Source organism: Eoetvoesiella caeni, assembly GCF_003315175.1.
Taxonomy (GTDB): domain Bacteria; phylum Pseudomonadota; class Gammaproteobacteria; order Burkholderiales; family Burkholderiaceae_B; genus Eoetvoesia; species Eoetvoesia caeni.
The window spans coordinates 1-15,177 of the sequence record NZ_QNRQ01000004.1; the positions used below are offsets into that span (position 1 = coordinate 1).

A 15,177-nucleotide genomic window follows, 5' to 3' on the forward strand; every position below is an offset into this window, starting at 1 on the left:
TATTTAGCACCCCTTCGTGAGAAGGGTGGCTTCACGCATTCCAAGCGCCCACACTTATCGGTTGTTTCGTTGTTAAAGAGCAATGACATAAAACAATAACGCTTTACATCGATACTACCGGCTGCGTACAGCCTTACTAAATTCTTGCCTGCTGACCCAACCGCTTCTCTTGGAAGCTTGCTGTGTCACCAGCAGAGAAACGAGATTATGAAGCAGTTCTTTTCGTTTGTCAAGTCAGGGTGGGGTTCTTTCGTTTGGCCTCTCAGCCTAAAACTACTTCCAATCCCGCCCGGGTAACTTGACCCGAACCGCCGCACGATCCTGGCTGCTGTGCTTGTGAACCGGACCGAGCAAAAACTGCTTCAGGCCCTATTCGCAATCCCGGCAACCGGTTTCTGCGTCTTTCGCCGCCATCCGGGAAAACCCTGATGTGTGTGCTGCGAAAGAACGTAACTATAGCAAGCCTTTTTCACCCGTGCAACTCAACGCAGCCCAAAAACCCCGCGAAGTTGGCTAGCATTTGACCACTTTTAGCCTAAGCCCTTGACCCAAATCAGGAAATTATTTTGACCGAAATATGAAAATAATTCGACGCTTCCATGAAATCAGTGTGACAACGGGAAAATCGGGATGAATTGGCTAAAAAACGACCTACATCGCCCCCATTAAACCGAGCATAAAACGTAGCATTTTTAGCGGACCGAAGCAGATATCGTTCTTGAAGATGCAAAAGCCCTTCGCCAAAGCGGTCTGGCCGCCCTTTATGGAGACCACTTATATAGAGACCTCTTATAACGACCTCAATAAATGGTCTCTTATATAGAGATAGTCTCGATGCGAGCCTTTGGCATAAAACCCTTGAACCTTACCCTTATGTAGAACAGCGTAAGGCAGCTTGGATCCATCGACACAGACTTCCCGTCCCCTTAAGGGCCGGCGCGGCGCCCCATCGCTCAAAAATCCAAAAGCCCACCAAGATACAAGCGGCGGCCCCGTAGGTATTGCTGGCTTTCGTTCGCATGTGTTTTGTGAACGCCCGGACAATGGTGGAGGGCATGACCAACCTCGGCATCCCGAAGGCCCCTGCGACTCGATCAAAACTAGTCGAACTCAAGCCGCCATTAACAAGACCCAACAGCTAACCCTGCAGCAACGAAGCAAACTGGTGGCGGAACTTGGCCATTTTTGGCGAGATCACCATTTGGCAGTAGCCTTGCGAGGGATGCTTGGCGTAATAATTGCGATGGTAGTCTTCCGCCGGCCAGAAATGCCCGGCCTCCTCTATGCGCGTCACCACCGCGCGACCCAGCAGCTCTTGGACTTCAGCCGTGACCTGGCGCGCCACTGCCTTTTGCTGTTCGTTTTCATAAAAGACGACCGAAGCGTACTGCGGTCCCGCATCGCCGCCCTGCCGATTCAGCGTGGTTGGATCGTGCGTTGCGAAGAATATTTGCAGCAAGGCCTCCAGGCCGATAATGCCGGGGTCGTAAGTGACGCGCACTACCTCTACGTGGCCGGTGTTTTCGCTGCAAACCTGTTCATAGCTTGGGTTATCGACATGACCGCCGCAGTAGCCCGGCATTACGTCCAATACGCCCGGCACCGCAAGGAAAACCGATTCCGTGCACCAGAAACAGCCGCCGCCCAAAATTATGCTGTCGGTTTTTGCATTCGTATCCATACCTGACTCCCAAATATTTTGCGCCCGCCGCGGCGCTGCGCCCTTTATCCTGCTGTACTTCTGTACTTCTGGCGCGGCTAAGGGCTGGACGGCTTGGACTCATTATCCGCCAAAGACAAAATCCAGGCAGCCAGTGCCTGAGCCTCTTCTTCGGTGACCTGCGGCTGGGCGGGCATGGGCACAGCGCCCCAGCGATTGCCGCCGCCGCTGCGGATGCTTTGTGCAAGATAGTCCTGCGCTCCCGGCTTGCCGGCAAAACGGTCGGCAATGGCCTTGAAGGCGGGACCCACACGCTTTTTCTCTATCGTATGACAGGCCACACAACTATTGGCCTGCGCAAGACCCAGGCCTATAGCCTGAGCATTTGCGGGCGACGCGCCAAACATGGCCATCGACAAAATGAACGCCGACGGCACAAGAAGCCATCGGCCGAAGCGCCCCGGCACGGAATTGAATACGGATAACAAAATAATTTCACTCATATAAGATGTTTAAAGCCATGCCGGCAAGGCCCATCGACCATCGGCACATATTTAATACCATACCGGTATTATCGTCCAACTGCCCTTGAATATGGCTGCCTTGCCGATGGCCCCACCGCCACTTGTTTATTAGGCTACGGAAGCCGGCCGGTTTGCATTAAGCTTCATCACTTGGCAAGAAACCATTAAGATAGCCCGCGTACACATCAACAAACCACAACAGACTCTCTCATGCTTCAATACCCTCAATTTGATCCCATAGCCATACAAATCGGCCCTGTCGCCGTTCATTGGTACGGCTTGATGTACCTGATCGGCTTTGCCCTGGTCTGGGTATTGGGTCGATGGCGCATCAAGCAGGGTCTGTCCGACCTGAGCTTTCAAGATCTTGAGGATCTTATTTTTTATTGTGTGCTTGGCGTGGTCATCGGCGGGCGGCTGGGCTACGTGATTTTCTACCAGCCTTCGCAATACCTGGCCCACCCGATAGAAGTGTTTTATCTATGGCAAGGCGGCATGTCCTTCCATGGCGGCCTTATCGGGGTCGTATTGGTGCTGTTGCTGTTTGCCCGCAAGAAAAAACGTCATCTGCTGGAGATCGGAGACTTCATCGCTCCGCTGATTCCGTTGGGCCTGGCAGCCGGGCGGCTGGGCAATTTCATCAATGGCGAATTGTGGGGCCGTCCCACTACCTTGCCTTGGGGCATGGTTTTCCCGCAAACCGGCGACGGCATTGCGCGCCATCCTTCGCAGCTATACGAAATGGGCCTTGAAGGCCTGGCGCTGTTTGCGATCTTGTGGTGGTTCGCCCGCAAGCCGCGGCCATTAGGGCAAGTAAGTGCCGTATTCCTGATGGGCTATGGAATATTCAGGTTTCTGGTTGAATTTACGCGCGCCCCCGACGCCTTTCTTGGACTGCTTACGGGGGGGCTTTCGATGGGACAGCTGCTTTCGCTGCCCATGATCATTATTGGCGCGATTATTTTTTTCCGTGCAAGAAAATCGAACCATGCACCGATAGCGTAATTCGCTCAGTGCCGCCTTCAAGCGGCACTGCCGCGGCTTTATCGGCAGCCATGGCCATCATGCGCGGCGCGGGCTGATAAGGCTGGGCGCCCGAACCGCCCAGTTCGACACTACGCACGGCATACGAAGCAAAGTCAAAGGCGTCCGTCAAAGCTTGCGCCCGCACCTGGAAAGCCTTGACCGCTTCGGACAACAGCGCCTGCTCGGCCTTGGCCCGGGCATCGGCGGACACTGAAAATGCCAAGCCCGCGATCGGCATGCGGTCGCTTAACTTGTTGGCCAGCTGAGATGCCGCGTCGAAGTCGGTGGACTCGAGAATGATTTCACCACGCCCGCGCCACGACGTAATCTTGCCGCTCTTGTCGGTGAATGGATATAAGTTATAGCTGCCGTTGCGCGCCTTGACCTTGGGGTCGGCCTTCGCTTGTTCCATAACGCTGCTTAAGGTTTTGCCCAAGGCTGCCGTGACCTTGGTCTGCGATGCATCGGTCAATTCAGTCGCAAGCGTAATCTTGACCGTGTCTTGCGCCACGGTGGCCGAAGCTTCTGCGTTGAGCGTAGCTTGCGGCCACTTGGATTCTTTGACGATAGGCGCTTCGGCATCAGTTGCGGCCTGCACCGGCACGCTGAACGCTGCTGCCAACGCCAATGCGGCAATACTAGACAGCCATTTACGATTCGCTTGAAAAAGATACATTCGCTTCTCCTAAAAAAGTGCCCCCACGCTGCGCCGCTACCGCGGCTTGCTGCCCCCCGAGGGGGCCGCTTTTTGCCTTGGGGCGGCCCGGCGGCCAAATCAATACCCCCACGCTGCGCCGCTACCGCGGCTTGCTGCCCCCCGAGGGGGCCGCTTTTGCCTTGGGGCGGCCCGGCGGCCAAATCAATACCCCCACGCTGCGCCGCTACCGCGGCTTGCTGCCCCCCGAGGGGGCCGCTTTTTGCCTTGGGGCGGCCCGGCGGCAAAAAAGAAAAGCCCGCCATAAAGAGCGAGCTTTTCAGAAAATGCCCCACCTGTGCCGTCTAGACCGGCATCCTGGAACCGAGGGTTCAAGGTTGGTCGCCTTCAGTCAAACGCTGGGATCACCAAATAAAGGTGTTCACGCCTGTTTGTCAATCCGGCAACCTGCATGCCATAAGCATTGGTTCAAGGAATGTATGGTCGTGTCACGAACACGGCAGGGACTAACTGTTAGGCTACGCCGACCTTAAAATCGACGCAACCGAAATTGAGACTACTACATGTTTATTTACAAAAGATCCGAGGTCCTTATTTAGCAACGCCGGACGCTGCAACTACTTCATTGATCATACCATTCATGTCGTCGATGCGTCGCTTGAAATCGCCCACCGCGTTGTTGCTTAATGGCCCGTCGGGCGCACGCATGGTAAGCAGTTCGGCGGCGATTTGTATGGCGGCCATTACTGCAATGCGTTCGTTGCTGGCAATTTTACCAGAGCCCTTCACGCCCAGCATGCGCTGGTCGACAAGCCGCACCGCGGCAAGCAGGGCTTCTTTCTCGGATGGGGAGCAGGCAAGCGAATAGTCCCGCCCCAATATAGATACATCGACGCGTTCCATGCGTTACTCCTGTGGCGCGCCGGGCAGGCGCTCTAGCAAGGCATCGAGACGCTCTTTGGCGGCAACCGCAACGGCGCGCAGACGGGCAGACTCGGTCGCGCTGGTTTGCAGGCTTTGCTCGGCCTTTTCGTAATCGGCCCGGTAGCGCGAGACTTCAAGGCGCAATTCCAGTTGTGCCGACTCGGCCTGGGCGCGCAAAGCTTCAAGCGACGCGTCGGCTTGCGCGCGCACAGTGTCGACTTCGCTGCTGTGTTCGGCAAGGCGCTGAGTGGCGGCCGCGTGCTCGGCTTGCTGGCGCGCCTGCAGGTCGCGCAAGGCATTGCGCTCTTGTTCCATACGGACAAGCTGCGACTGCATGGCAGTGCGTTCCGCCTGAAGCTGGCGAACCAACTGCACCAATTGCCCGATGCGGGCGGCGAGGGTATCGAGATCTTGCAACATGGGCGTTATCGTAAACCATCCCTCGTCCACATGGGAAGAGAAGAGGCGCTTCAATTTGAATCAGAGGAGTGCAAGCATAACTGAAATTCGCGGCACTAAGGAGTAATCCCTGGATTACCTCGGGAAAGTATGGGTACTCGGGCCACCGCGGCTCCAGTACCATTTCTCACCAACTGCCCAACCCTGTATGGAGACGTCGAGATCATGCAATTAAAAAACAAACAGGATTTCTGGTCTGGAGTCATGTTCATGTGTATAGGGGTCGGCGCAGCCGTTGGCGCCACCCAGTATTCGATGGGCACAGCAGAACGCATGGGGCCGGGGTATTTTCCTTTCTGGCTGGGCATATGCATGAGCCTGCTGGGCGCTGGCATTGCGATATCGGCATTTTCCGTCAAGGCCGAAAAAACCGCGCTTGAAAAATTCGACTGGAAAATCGTCACCATCGTGATTGGCTCGGTTGCACTGGCCGGGGCTTTGCTGAATATCCTGGGCATTTACATCAGTGTGTTTATTTTAGTTGTTTTAAGCAGCGTCGCCAGCCATGTTTTCAGCCTGAAAACCGCCGTCGCCACCGGCGTCTGCTTAAGCGTCTTCGTCTGGCTTGCCTTTATCAAAGGGCTGGGCCTGATCTTCCCTTTGTGGCCCAGCTTCCTTAGCAACTAAAAAGAACCCGACCATGGAACTACTCGACCACCTGGCATTGGGCTTCTCCGTCGCCTTCACGTTTCAAAACCTGATCTACTGCCTGCTGGGCTGCCTGCTGGGCACGCTCATCGGCGTACTGCCCGGCATAGGCCCCGTGCCGACCATCGCCATGCTGTTGCCCATTACCTATGTCCTGCCGCCCGTCGCCGGCCTTATCATGCTGGCGGGAATTTACTACGGAGCCCAATACGGCGGGTCGACCACCGCAATCCTGGTGGCGTTACCGGGCGAGACTTCGGCAGTCGTCACGGTGCTCGACGGCCACCAGATGGCGCGCAACGGGCGCGCCGGCTCGGCGCTGGCGATTGCCGCACTGGGTTCCTTCTTTGCCGGTTGTGTTGCTACCGTCCTGCTGGCCGGCTTTGCGCCGCCGCTGGCCGAAGTGGCCTTCAAGTTCGGCTCGGCGGAGTATTTTTCGCTAATGGTGCTGGGGCTTATTGGTGCGGTGGTGCTGGCCTCGGGTTCGCTGCCCAAGGCCATCGGCATGATCCTCCTGGGCTTGCTGCTGGGCATGGTCGGAACCGACGTGAACTCCGGGGTTGCCCGCTTTGATTTCGGCATTCCCGAACTGCAGGACGGCATCGACTTTGCCGTCGTCGCCATGGGCGTCTTCGGCTTTGCCGAGATCATGACCAACCTGGAACTCAAAGAGCAGCGCGTCGAGGTCAACGACAAAGTAGGCTCTTTGTATCCCAACAAGCAGGAGTTCTCCGAGGCCTGGCCCGCCTGCGTGCGCGGAACGGCGCTGGGGTCGGCCTTGGGAATTTTGCCCGGCGGCGGCGCGGTGCTTTCGTCATTTGCCTCGTATACCCTGGAAAAGAAACTATCGCGCACTCCCGAGCGTTTCGGCAAAGGACATCCGGCGGGCCTGGCCGGCCCTGAATCAGCCAATAACGCCGCCGCGCAAACGTCTTTCATCCCGCTGCTTACGCTGGGCATTCCCGGCAATGCGGTAACGGCCCTCATGATCGGCGCCTTGACCATCCACAATATCCAGCCCGGCCCGCAAGTCATGACCAGCCACCCGGAACTGTTCTGGGGCCTGATCGCATCCATGTGGATAGGCAACCTGATGCTGGTGGTATTGAACCTGCCGCTGGTGGGGCTATGGATCAAGCTCCTTAAAGTGCCCTATCACATTCTCTTTCCGGCCATCCTGGTGTTTTGCTCTATCGGCGTCTATTCGCTGAACTACAACGTTTTCGACATCTGGGTTACGGCCGCGTTCGGCCTGGTCGGCTATGTCTGGGCCAAGCTTAAATGCGAAGGGGCACCACTGCTGCTGGGCCTGGTTCTGGGCCCGATGATGGAAGAAAATTTCCGGCGCGCCCTATTGCTGGCGCGGGGCGACTACACCACGTTTGTCACTCGCCCCCTGTCCTTGGCCCTTTTACTGGTTGCGGTAGGCCTTATCGTGCTTGTCGCGCTGCCGTCCATCAAGAAACGGCGCGAAGAGACCTTCATCGAAGAAAGCTGAAGCCAGCCAACCCCGCCGCGGCCGCCTGGCTTCTGGCGGGGTTTTCCGGCAGCATCCAGCAGCGCCCATTCCGGCAGGCCAAATCGGGTAATCTTATATCTTCAACATTTACCCTTGCCCGCCGGAGAAGCTTCATGTCGTCCATCGCCCAAAAAAACTACTTGCCCACTGCCCCATTGAATGTTGCTTTTCTGGGCTTGGGCGTCATGGGCTACCCAATGGCCGGACATCTTGGCAAGGCGGGCCACCGCGTCGCCGTTTACAACCGCACTGCCGCCAAGGCCGAAGCCTGGGTCAAGGAGTTTGACGGAAAGTCGGCCGCCACCCCGCGCGAGGCCGCGCAAGACGCAGACATCGTATTCAGTTGCGTGGGCAATGACAACGATTTGCGCAGCGTCGTCCTGGGCGAACATGGCGCGTTGGCCGGCATGAAGCCCGGCACATTATTCGTCGACCACACCACCGCTTCCGCTCAGGTGGCGCGCGAACTCTATGCGGCCGCCAAAGAGCTGAAAGTAGATTTCGTCGACGCCCCGGTCTCGGGCGGCTCGAACGGCGCCATCAACGGCAACCTGACCGTCATGTGCGGCGGCCAGCAGGCCGCTTTTGCCGCCATGGAACCCGTCGCGGGCGCCTATGCGCAGGCCGTCACTCTGCTTGGCGAGCCGGGCGCCGGCCAGTTGTGCAAAATGGTCAACCAGACCTGCATCGCGGGAATGCTGCAAGGGCTGGCCGAAGCCATCGCCTTTGGCCGCAACGCCGGCCTGGATATGGAGCAAGTACTCAAGGTGATTGGCAAGGGGGCCGCGCAAAGCTGGCAAATGGACAACCGGGGCGTCACCATGGCGCAGGGCAAGTTCGACTTCGGCTTTGCCGTGGACTGGATGCGCAAGGACCTGGGCCTGGTCCTGGAAGAGGCCAGGCGCAATGGCGCGCGTCTGCCGGTAACGGCGCTGGTCGATCAGTTTTACGGCGACGTTCAGGACAAGGGCGGCAACCGGTGGGATACCTCCAGCCTGATCACCCGCCTGATCGACTGACGGGCACGTGCCGGCCGGGACCACGCCAATGGTCCCGGCGACGCAGCGGCAGCCAGCACACCGGTGCTGCGGCGGCTAATCCCGCTGAACCGTGTTGTCGGGCAGGCTGTTGCGGCCCTGCGAACGCTGGCGCAAATAACGGCTGTCCTGGCTGCGCTTGAACAGCACGCTGGCCAACTCATTCAAGGCCAGGGTGTAGACTTCGCGCTTGAACTCGATGACCGCGTCCAGCGGGACCCAATAATGATTCCAACGCCAGGCGTCGAATTCGGGATGGCGGGTTGCCCGCAAGCATACGTCGGAGTCGCGGCCGACCATGCGCAACAGGAACCAGATTTGTTTTTGTCCTTTGTACAGACCACGCGAATCGCGCCGAATGAAATCGTTCGGCACGTTGTAACGCAACCATTCGCGCGTACGTCCCAATATGCGAACATGCTCGGGCAGCAGGCCGACCTCTTCGTGCAGCTCGCGATACATGGCTTGAGTCGGGCTTTCGCCGTATTTAATGCCACCTTGCGGGAACTGCCAGGCATGTTCTCGAATGCGCTTACCCCAAAAAACCTCGTTTTTCTGGTTTACAAGGATAATGCCTACATTAGGACGGTAGCCTTCGCGATCTAACATGGGCCACCTCTATAACGAATTTAATACAATTACAGCCAATTATACGTATCTGTCGAGAACCCTACCATGCGTGCATCCAAGTATCACATTAATACCCTCAAAGAAGCTCCCGCCGAAGCCGAAGTTGCCAGCCACCAGCTCATGACGCGGGCAGGAATGATCCGCAAGGCGGCCGGCGGAATCTACACGTACATGCCCCTGGGCTTGAAAGTACTGCGCAAGATCGAAAACATCGTACGCCAGGAAATGAATAGCGCCGGCGCCATCGAACTGCTGATGCCGGTCGTCCAGCCGGCCGAGCTCTGGGTGGAATCGGGTCGCTGGGAACAATACGGCGCCGAGCTGCTGCGCATCAAGGACCGCCACCAGCGCGACTTCGTCCTGCAGCCCACCTCAGAAGAGGTCATCACCGATATCGCACGCAACGAAATCCATAGCTGGCGCCAGCTTCCTGTGAATTTCTATCACATCCAGACCAAGTTCCGCGACGAACGCCGGCCGCGCTTCGGCCTGATGCGCGGGCGCGAATTCACCATGAAGGACGCCTACTCGTTCGACCGCAACGAGGAAGCCGCACAGGCCAGCTACGACGCCATGTTCGCGGCCTATATGAATATTTTCCAGCGCCTGGGCCTGGAGTTCCGCGCCGTCGCGGCCGACACCGGCTCGATCGGCGGGTCGCGCAGCCACGAATTCCAGGTCATTGCCGACACCGGCGAAGACCTTATCGTCTATAACCCCGACTCACAGTACGCCGCCAACATCGAACTGGCGCAAGCGCCCTGCCTTATCGCTCAGCGCGGCGCCCCTGCCGAGCCGCTGGTCAAAACCCCCACGCCCGACGCGCAAAAATGCGAAGCCGTGGCTGAACTCTTGCAGCGCCCTCTTGCCGACACCGTCAAGTCCATTGTGCTGGCCACCGAACCAGCCGAAGAAGGCGGCCAGGCGGCTCTGTGGCTGCTGCTGTTGCGCGGCGACCACGAACTCAACGAAGTCAAGGTCGGCAAGCTGCGCGGGCTGGACCAGGGGTATCGCTTTGCTACCGACGACGAAATTATGCGCGGCTTCGGCTGCGTGCCCGGTTACCTGGGCCCCATAGCCCCGCTGGAGCCTATTGTCATCATCGCCGACACCACCGTCGCCAACATGAGCGACTTTATCTGCGGCGCCAACACCGAAGGCTTTCACTACACGGGGGTGAACTGGGGCCGCGATCTGCCCGAGCCCCAGGTAGCCGACTTGCGCAACGTGGTTGCGGGCGACCCCGACCCCCAGGGCGGCCAGTTGGCCATCCAGCGCGGCATCGAGGTGGGCCATGTCTTTTTCCTGGGCGACAAATATTCAAAAGCCCTGCAAGCCACATTTCTGGAAACCGACGGCAAGCCGGCCCTGATGCAGATGGGCTGCTACGGCATCGGCATCAGCCGCATTGCCGCCGCCGCCATCGAACAAAACCACGACGACAAAGGCATTATCTGGCCCAAAGCCATCGCTCCCTTCCAGGCGGTCATATGCCCAATGGGCTTTTATAAAAGTGAAACAGTTCGCAACGCGGCCGAAAGCCTGTACCGCCAGCTGCAGGAGCAAGGCGTGGACGTCATGCTGGACGACCGCGACACGCGTCCGGGCGTCATGTTCGCCGACTGGGAACTTATCGGGGTACCGCTGCGCATCACCGTGGGCGACCGCGGCCTGAAAGAAGGCATGATCGAATTCCAGCAGCGCCGCGCCGGGGAATCGGCCAACATCCCGGTTGAACAAGCCCTGTCGCATGCGCTGGAGCAACTACAATCGTTGCGCTGACGCACCCAATGACGCCCGAAAGGTTTATCATGTGCCCGACGCCCGGCTTCGATGTTGCCGGGTTCGTCACACCGACTAACGAATGCCATGTCACCTGAAACACCCGAGTCGCTTTCCACGCTGGATATTCGCGTATATTACGAAGACACCGATACCGCTGGGGTCGTCTTTTACGCTAACTACCTGAAGTTCTTTGAACGAGGCCGCACCGAATGGCTGCGCCGGCTTGGCGTCAACCAGTCCGAGCTGGCCCGGCGCGAGCACCGCATGTTCGTGGTCAAAGAAGCCGATATCCGTTATCGCAAGCCGGCACGGCTCGACGATTTGGTCACGGTGCGCAGCAGCATTACGCGCCTGGGCCGCGCCTCCATCGATTTCCAGCAGTCGGCCCAGCTTGGCGGGGAACTGCTATGCGAAAGCACTATCCAAATATGTTGCGTCGATACGGAAACCTTCCGACCCGCCGCATTGCCCCAAGAACTTAGAACTCTCCTGGAAAAGGTTCAAAACTAATCATGCAAGCTTCCAGCGACATTTCGTTGCTCTCCTTATTGGTACATGCCAGTATCCCGGTACAACTCGTGATGCTTATTTTGCTGGGCATCTCCGTTCTATCGTGGACTTATATCTTCAGCAAGCGCGCCGCCCTTAGACGCGCCAACGAACAAACACGCCGCTTCGAGGACGACTTCTGGGCCGGCGGCGACCTTTCAATGCTGCAGCAATCGGTGGCCACCCGGCGCGACGAACACGGCGCCCTGGCCCGGATATTCGACTCGGGCATGACCGAATTCATCAAGGCACGCCGCGCCAATGGTTCCGGCGACACCGTGCTTGACGGCCCCCGCCGCGCCATGCGCGCCACATACCAGCGCGAACTGGACGGCCTGGAATCCCACTTGAACTTTCTGGCTTCGGCCGGTTCGGTCAGCCCCTACATCGGCCTGCTTGGCACCGTCTGGGGCATCATGCACGCCTTCCTGGGCCTTTCGACCATGCAGCAAGCCACGCTGGCGGCGGTTGCCCCCGGCATTGCCGAAGCGCTTATCGCCACGGCTATCGGCCTGTTCGCCGCCATCCCCGCGGTCATTGCCTATAACCGCTACACAGGCCAGATAGAACGGCTGTCCATCCGCTTCGACAGCTTCATCGACGAGTTCCTTAATATCTTGCAACGTCAGGTACGCTAATGCCTTCGAATCGCGGCTCAAACGGGCGCCGAAGCCGCCGCCCCATGAACGACATCAACGTCGTTCCCTATATCGACGTCATGCTGGTTCTGCTGGTTATCTTCATGGTCACGGCACCGATGATCACCCCCGGGTTGATTCAACTGCCGTCGGTGGGCCAGGCGGCCGAAGTACCGGCAACGCCCATCGAAGTCCAGATCGAAGAAGACAAATCGATTTCTGTACGCATGCGCTCGGCCGGGTCCGAGTTCCAGAAGATAGACAGCCGGAACCTGGTCAGTGAAATCCAATCGCGCCTGACGGCGGACACGCCGGTAGTCATTGCCGCGGACGGCCGGGTTCCCTACGAAGAAGTGCTCAAGGTGATGGACCAATTGCGCAGCAGCGGCATTACGCGCCTGGGCCTGCTTGTCGACCAAAAGTCCAGCGCTCCCGAGACAAGCAAGAAAAAATAATCCATCCGAGCTCGCCACAGGATACCCGCCAGCTACTCATGAAGCATTCCCAGACCAGGCAAAAAGCCGCCCCCCTCGCCAGAACGCCCGAGCAGCAGGATGAGCGCCGCGGGCTGATCTTTGCCGCCAGCGCCCACGCGCTGGTTCTATTGCTTATGTTGTTCGGCTTTCTCGCCAGCCCGCCCAAAAGCCCCGAACCCGTTCAAATAGAGCTATGGGCCGAAGGCACGCTTACTTCAGCGGCCGAACCGGAAGAACAGCCCGAGACGCCCGTCAAACCGCAGGTGACGCCACCCAAGCCTGAACCGGAGCCAGAGCCCGAACCCAAACCGGAACCGGAGCCCACACCTCCGCCCAAGGCCGCGCCGCCCGCCGTCGCTCCGCCCCAGCCCGAACCTGAGCCCCAGGTCGATCCCGAGATCGTCCTGGAGAAAGCACGCAAAGAGCGCGAGAAACAGGAACAGGCCGAGCGTCTCGCGGCCGAGAAAGCCCAAGCCGAGAAAAAGGCCGCGGAAAAAGCCCTGGCTGAAAAGCAGGCTAAAGAAGCCGCAGCCAAGGCCGAAGCCGAGGCCAAGGCTGAAAAGAAAGCCAAGGACGAAGCCGCCAAGAAGGCCGCTGAAAAAGCCGCGGAGCAGAAAGCGAAAGAAGAAGCAGCCAAGAAAGCCGCCGACCAGAAGGCCAAAGAAGAGGCGGCCAAGAAGGCTGCCGAGCAAAAAGCCAAAGAGGAAGCCGCCAAGGAAGCCGCGGCCAAAGCGGCCGCCGATAAAAAGGCCAAAGAAGCCGCAGCCAAGGCGGCTGCGGAAAAAGCCGCGAATGCCAAGCGCGACGCAATTCGCGCCGCCATGCGCGGCGACGCCCTGGGCGCCGCGGGCATTGCCGGCGGCACGGCCGACCGCAACCAGAAAGGCGGCGGAGGCGGCGATGGCGGCTATGCCGCACAGGTACGCGCGTGCGTCGAACCCAAGGTCGTTTACCCAATTCCGCCCCGTAACGGCCCTAACCCCACAGTACAATACAGAGCTACACTGGATCCCGTCCAGCACTACGTCACGAAAGTCGAGATCCAGCGTTCTTCCGGAATTGCCGGGTTCGACCGGGCAGTAGAAGCCGGCATCAAGGCGTGCAACCCATTCCCGAAACCGCCTAACGGCAAGTATCCTTCGTCCATCGAAGGTAACTACCAAATGTATGCACAATAGGAGATTACCGATATGACCACGCGTCAAAGCGCAAGCTTCGCTGTTTACGGCGAAGCCAAGCGAGGCAATATCAATACGACGCCAAAGGCGTCTCCGAATCGTGACGGAGAGATTCCAGCCCCCAGGCCGGAGCTCTTCACCGCTGGCACTTTCGCGAAAACCGCCTCGGCCGGCTCGTGGCGAACCAGGCTATTCGGGTTGTTTATGCTGCTGGCAACGTTTTTCGTTGTCTCGCAAGCCCAGGCCCAGTTGCGCGTCGACATGTCGGGCGTAGGCGCCACCCAATATCCGATAGCCATTGCCGGTTTTTCCGGTGACCCCCAAGGCCAGTACGTGGCTGAAATCATCCGCGCCGACCTGACCCGCTCGGGGCAGTTTCGCCTGGTCAATGCCACCGGCGCCAGCCTCACCGCCGAAACCCCGGTTTCTTACGACGATTGGCGTACTCGCGGCGCCGACTATCTGGCCTATGGCTCGATCAGCCAGGCCAATGGCCAATACACCATCAGTTACCGCCTGGGCGACTCCGTACGCAAGGTTCAACTGGACGGCGTAGCTTTCAATGGTGCCGAAAAAGAACTGCGCCGCATTGCTCACCAGATCGCCGATCGCATTTACGAAAAAATCACCGGCGTCCGCGGCGTGTTCTCGACCCGCATCGCCTACGTGTTGCAGAAGGGCAACACATATGAGTTACAAATTGCAGACGCGGACGGGCAAAATCCACAAGTCATGCTGCGGTCGAAGCACTCGATAATTTCGCCCTCCTGGTCGCCCGACGGTAAAAAATTGGCTTATGTCAGCTTCGAGGCCAACAAGCCGGTGGTCTATCTGCAAACCCTCGCATCGGGCCAGCGCTTTCCTATCGCCAACTTCAAGGGCAACAATAGCGCCCCGGCCTGGTCGCCAAACGGACAGCAGCTTGCCATTGTGCTTTCGCGCGATAGCATCTCCCAGATCTACACCATCAATGCCGACGGATCCGGCCTGCGCCGCGTCATGCGTTCGCCGCTTATCGATACCGAACCGCACTACACACCCGACGGCGGATCGCTTGTTTTTACCAGCGACCGCGGCGGTGCGCCGCAGATCTACCGGGTTGCCTTGGGCAGCGGCGATGCGCAGCGTGTGACCTTCAACGGCAGTTACAATGTTTCACCAGCCATCTCGCCAGATGCCAAGAACCTGGCGTACGTTACACGTAGGGATGGCGCATACCGTGTCGCACTGCAAAACATGAGCACTGGCGGAGAGCAATTATTGACTGCCGGCCCCGACGATCAGTCGCCAAGTTTTGCGCCAAACGGCATGCAAATCCTTTATAGTTCTGTACAAGGTGGTCGCAGTGTTTTAGCAGTAGTCTCGGTCGACGGAAGGGTGCGCCAAACCCTTTCGGCCCTCGACGGAAAAGTACGCGAACCCACCTGGGGACCATTTTCCAATTAATTTTTAGTGTGACTCTTTTCTCA

Annotated in this window: 16 protein-coding genes and 1 other RNA gene; 10 read left to right on the forward strand and 7 right to left on the reverse strand. The window is 58.5% G+C overall.

Translation table 11 applies throughout. The features are described 5' to 3' along the window. Window positions 1-1,138: 1,138 nt before the first annotated feature. On the reverse strand, window positions 1,139-1,681 hold the full coding sequence (gene msrA, locus DFR37_RS08805) for a peptide-methionine (S)-S-oxide reductase MsrA (RefSeq protein ID WP_113932889.1): 543 nt from the start codon (window positions 1,679-1,681) through the stop codon (window positions 1,139-1,141). Window positions 1,682-1,758: 77 nt separating this feature from the next. Further along, window positions 1,759-2,073, reverse strand: a complete 315-nt coding sequence (locus DFR37_RS08810) for a c-type cytochrome (protein WP_113933187.1) — start codon at window positions 2,071-2,073, stop codon at window positions 1,759-1,761. A gap of 321 nt (window positions 2,074-2,394) precedes the next feature. On the opposite strand from DFR37_RS08810, the gene lgt reads away from it, so the two are divergent. Beyond that, window positions 2,395-3,189: a prolipoprotein diacylglyceryl transferase gene (lgt, locus tag DFR37_RS08815; RefSeq protein WP_113932890.1), complete on the forward strand. Its 795-nt coding sequence runs from the start codon at window positions 2,395-2,397 to the stop codon at window positions 3,187-3,189. On the opposite strand, the gene DFR37_RS08820 is transcribed toward lgt, so the two are convergent. The 4 genes from DFR37_RS08820 to DFR37_RS08835 all read right to left on the reverse strand — a co-directional run bounded on the left by DFR37_RS08820 (window position 3,143) and on the right by DFR37_RS08835 (window position 5,209). After that, the gene (locus DFR37_RS08820; protein WP_113932891.1) at window positions 3,143-3,886 is read right to left on the reverse strand and encodes an SIMPL domain-containing protein; all 744 of its coding nucleotides are present in this window, start codon (window positions 3,884-3,886) and stop codon (window positions 3,143-3,145) included. The genes lgt and DFR37_RS08820 overlap by 47 nt on opposite strands. A gap of 303 nt (window positions 3,887-4,189) precedes the next feature. Then, window positions 4,190-4,374: non-coding RNA, 6S RNA (gene ssrS / locus DFR37_RS08825), on the reverse strand. A gap of 82 nt (window positions 4,375-4,456) precedes the next feature. After that, entirely contained in the window at window positions 4,457-4,768 is a 312-nt protein-coding gene (locus DFR37_RS08830; protein ID WP_113932892.1) for a cell division protein ZapA, read from the reverse strand. A 3-nt stretch (window positions 4,769-4,771) separates the two neighbouring features. After that, window positions 4,772-5,209 carry a hypothetical protein gene (locus DFR37_RS08835; protein WP_113932893.1) on the reverse strand — a complete coding sequence of 146 codons (438 nt, stop codon included), beginning with the start codon at window positions 5,207-5,209 and terminating at the stop codon, window positions 4,772-4,774. Window positions 5,210-5,413: 204 nt separating this feature from the next. Here DFR37_RS08835 and DFR37_RS08840 point away from each other — a divergent pair, with 204 nt between their 5' ends. The 3 genes from DFR37_RS08840 (at window position 5,414) to DFR37_RS08850 (ending at window position 8,434) form a co-directional block, all read left to right on the forward strand. Next, a complete protein-coding gene (locus DFR37_RS08840; protein ID WP_113932894.1) occupies window positions 5,414-5,875 on the forward strand; it encodes a tripartite tricarboxylate transporter TctB family protein in 462 nt (153 codons plus the stop codon). 13 nt (window positions 5,876-5,888) lie between these two features. Continuing rightward, window positions 5,889-7,394 (forward strand): tripartite tricarboxylate transporter permease, encoded by a 1,506-nt coding sequence (locus tag DFR37_RS08845; RefSeq protein ID WP_113932895.1) that lies wholly within the window; start codon window positions 5,889-5,891, stop codon window positions 7,392-7,394. A gap of 134 nt (window positions 7,395-7,528) precedes the next feature. Further along, the gene (locus tag DFR37_RS08850) at window positions 7,529-8,434 is read left to right on the forward strand and encodes an NAD(P)-dependent oxidoreductase (protein ID WP_113932896.1); all 906 of its coding nucleotides are present in this window, start codon (window positions 7,529-7,531) and stop codon (window positions 8,432-8,434) included. A gap of 75 nt (window positions 8,435-8,509) precedes the next feature. On the opposite strand, the gene DFR37_RS08855 is transcribed toward DFR37_RS08850, so the two are convergent. Next, window positions 8,510-9,061 (reverse strand): RNA pyrophosphohydrolase, encoded by a 552-nt coding sequence (locus DFR37_RS08855; RefSeq protein ID WP_113932897.1) that lies wholly within the window; start codon window positions 9,059-9,061, stop codon window positions 8,510-8,512. Between the two features lie 66 nt (window positions 9,062-9,127). Between DFR37_RS08855 and DFR37_RS08860 the strand changes: the two genes are divergently transcribed. The 6 genes from DFR37_RS08860 to tolB all read left to right on the forward strand — a co-directional run bounded on the left by DFR37_RS08860 (window position 9,128) and on the right by tolB (window position 15,154). Beyond that, entirely contained in the window at window positions 9,128-10,864 is a 1,737-nt protein-coding gene (locus DFR37_RS08860) for a proline--tRNA ligase (protein ID WP_113932898.1), read from the forward strand. A gap of 87 nt (window positions 10,865-10,951) precedes the next feature. Next, window positions 10,952-11,377, forward strand: a complete 426-nt coding sequence (ybgC, locus tag DFR37_RS08865; protein ID WP_113932899.1) for a tol-pal system-associated acyl-CoA thioesterase — start codon at window positions 10,952-10,954, stop codon at window positions 11,375-11,377. A gap of 2 nt (window positions 11,378-11,379) precedes the next feature. Continuing rightward, a complete protein-coding gene (tolQ, locus tag DFR37_RS08870; RefSeq protein WP_113932900.1) occupies window positions 11,380-12,054 on the forward strand; it encodes a protein TolQ in 675 nt (224 codons plus the stop codon). After that, window positions 12,054-12,509: a protein TolR gene (tolR, locus tag DFR37_RS08875; RefSeq protein WP_113932901.1), complete on the forward strand. Its 456-nt coding sequence runs from the start codon at window positions 12,054-12,056 to the stop codon at window positions 12,507-12,509. The genes tolQ and tolR overlap by 1 nt, the downstream gene beginning before the upstream one ends. A 38-nt stretch (window positions 12,510-12,547) precedes the next feature. Then, the gene (gene tolA / locus DFR37_RS08880) at window positions 12,548-13,708 is read left to right on the forward strand and encodes a cell envelope integrity protein TolA (protein ID WP_113932902.1); all 1,161 of its coding nucleotides are present in this window, start codon (window positions 12,548-12,550) and stop codon (window positions 13,706-13,708) included. Window positions 13,709-13,912: 204 nt separating this feature from the next. Then, window positions 13,913-15,154 (forward strand): Tol-Pal system beta propeller repeat protein TolB, encoded by a 1,242-nt coding sequence (gene tolB, locus DFR37_RS08885; protein WP_113933188.1) that lies wholly within the window; start codon window positions 13,913-13,915, stop codon window positions 15,152-15,154. Window positions 15,155-15,177: the final 23 nt, after the last annotated feature.

Coding starts and splice junctions, on each gene's coding strand:
- msrA (WP_113932889.1), bottom strand. CDS start 1,681: ATGGATACGAATGCAAAAACCGACAGCATAATTTTGGGCGGCGGCTGT.
- DFR37_RS08810 (WP_113933187.1), bottom strand. CDS start 2,073: ATGGCCATGTTTGGCGCGTCGCCCGCAAATGCTCAGGCTATAGGCCTG.
- lgt (WP_113932890.1), top strand. CDS start 2,395: ATGCTTCAATACCCTCAATTTGATCCCATAGCCATACAAATCGGCCCT.
- DFR37_RS08820 (WP_113932891.1), bottom strand. CDS start 3,886: ATGTATCTTTTTCAAGCGAATCGTAAATGGCTGTCTAGTATTGCCGCA.
- DFR37_RS08830 (WP_113932892.1), bottom strand. CDS start 4,768: ATGGAACGCGTCGATGTATCTATATTGGGGCGGGACTATTCGCTTGCC.
- DFR37_RS08835 (WP_113932893.1), bottom strand. CDS start 5,209: ATGTTGCAAGATCTCGATACCCTCGCCGCCCGCATCGGGCAATTGGTG.
- DFR37_RS08840 (WP_113932894.1), top strand. CDS start 5,414: ATGCAATTAAAAAACAAACAGGATTTCTGGTCTGGAGTCATGTTCATG.
- DFR37_RS08845 (WP_113932895.1), top strand. CDS start 5,889: ATGGAACTACTCGACCACCTGGCATTGGGCTTCTCCGTCGCCTTCACG.
- DFR37_RS08850 (WP_113932896.1), top strand. CDS start 7,529: ATGTCGTCCATCGCCCAAAAAAACTACTTGCCCACTGCCCCATTGAAT.
- DFR37_RS08855 (WP_113932897.1), bottom strand. CDS start 9,061: ATGTTAGATCGCGAAGGCTACCGTCCTAATGTAGGCATTATCCTTGTA.
- DFR37_RS08860 (WP_113932898.1), top strand. CDS start 9,128: ATGCGTGCATCCAAGTATCACATTAATACCCTCAAAGAAGCTCCCGCC.
- ybgC (WP_113932899.1), top strand. CDS start 10,952: ATGTCACCTGAAACACCCGAGTCGCTTTCCACGCTGGATATTCGCGTA.
- tolQ (WP_113932900.1), top strand. CDS start 11,380: ATGCAAGCTTCCAGCGACATTTCGTTGCTCTCCTTATTGGTACATGCC.
- tolR (WP_113932901.1), top strand. CDS start 12,054: ATGCCTTCGAATCGCGGCTCAAACGGGCGCCGAAGCCGCCGCCCCATG.
- tolA (WP_113932902.1), top strand. CDS start 12,548: ATGAAGCATTCCCAGACCAGGCAAAAAGCCGCCCCCCTCGCCAGAACG.
- tolB (WP_113933188.1), top strand. CDS start 13,913: ATGCTGCTGGCAACGTTTTTCGTTGTCTCGCAAGCCCAGGCCCAGTTG.